General features: G+C 63.5%; 2 protein-coding genes. Both read right to left on the bottom strand.

Features of this window, described 5'->3' with window-relative positions; translation table 11 throughout:
* On the bottom strand, positions 1-352 hold a 352-nt coding region (locus NM2_RS46925; protein WP_218026145.1), incomplete at its 3' end, for a hypothetical protein.
* A 318-nt stretch (positions 353-670) separates the two neighbouring features.
* A complete protein-coding gene (locus tag NM2_RS46920; protein ID WP_281182995.1) occupies positions 671-1,270 on the bottom strand; it encodes an IS3 family transposase in 600 nt (199 codons plus the stop codon).
* Positions 1,271-1,357: the final 87 nt, after the last annotated feature.

Here is a 1,357-nt window from a genome sequence, read left to right as displayed (position 1 = left end):
CCGTGATCCGGAATGCCTTGTCGTTGGTCACTGCTCGCACGGGCAGTGGGACCCCGTTCAATGCGGCGTGACCGGACGCCGCGGGTGCCACCGGTACCTCGCCGCGCGCGAAGAATCCGTCCGGAACCTTCTGGAACATGTTGAAAGCCGGGAAGAAGATCGGCCGGCTGTGCGGAATCGTGCAACGCCGCTCGACTCGTCCGCCGAAGGTGCCTGCCAGGAACCAGATATCCGTCGGCTGGTCGATCGCGGCGAACTCTCCGGTCTTGTCCACTACCGGGTTCTTGGCGTTCGGCACCGACATCGCCCACTGCCACCAACGAACTGCCAGCTCGACATCGCTACTCGCCATCTCTACCCCATACAACCATCGACGCGAAGAAGAGTGCGAGCCACGCCGGATCGCCCTCTTCCGAAGTGGACCCGGAGGAGGGTATACGAACCGGCCGGTCTGCGCCGGTCCACGTCAACACCGGGGACCTCACAGTCGTCCGGATCGGCCGGGCCTGAGAAAACGTCACCACCGATCGCTGGTTGGCGGTGACCGGATGGTGAGGCTGTCTCAGCGGGCCGACGGTGCACTGTTGGCCATCAGGAAACGGCTGACGGTTTCGAGGTCGACTGGGTCGAAGGCGCGCTTTGAGGTTCCCCCCGAACCGTGGACAGTTGGTCACGCAGCGTTCGCTGCGGTTGCCATGAGGGACTGCTCGTAATGGATGGGGCTGATGCCGCCGATCGCAGAGTGTCTTCTCGTAGTGTTGTAGCGTATGATCCATTTGTCAACTGCGGCAACGAGTTCGGTCTTGGTTGTGAAGGTGTGCCGGTAGTAGAACTCGTGCTTGAAGGTCGACCACAGCGATTCGGCGGGGCTGTTGTCCCAGCATATGCCAGTAGCGCCCATCGACCGGCGCAGACCGTGGCGAGCACAGGCTTTCACGGTCAGACCCGCGGTGAATTCGCCGCCACGGTCCGAGTGCAGGATCGTGCCGTGCACGTCGCCGCCGCGCACCGCCACGGCCTGCTCGATCGCGGTCTCGACCACATCGGCGCCGATGTGGTCGGCCACGGCGTGTCCGAGCACCCGCCGGGTATGCCCGTCTCGGATGGCACATAAATACATGTCACCCTCACCGCAGGTCAGGTACGTAAAGTCAGTGGTCCACACCGCGTCCGGCCGCCCCTGATCGAACACCCGTGACACCAGATCCGGCGGAAACGACGCCTCCGGATCCACCAGCGTCGTACGGACTTTGAACGTGCGCGGGCTGATGCCCTCGATTCGGAGGAGGCCCGCCCTTCACGGCGGAGCCACACGGGACAAATGGGGAATTTCAGTGAGCGTCAGTGGGGAATTTCA

Origin of the sequence: Nocardia miyunensis NBRC 108239 (genome assembly GCF_001613065.1) — a bacterium.
GTDB classification, from domain to species: domain Bacteria; phylum Actinomycetota; class Actinomycetes; order Mycobacteriales; family Mycobacteriaceae; genus Nocardia; species Nocardia miyunensis.
This window is presented reverse-complemented; position numbering and strand designations above follow the sequence as displayed.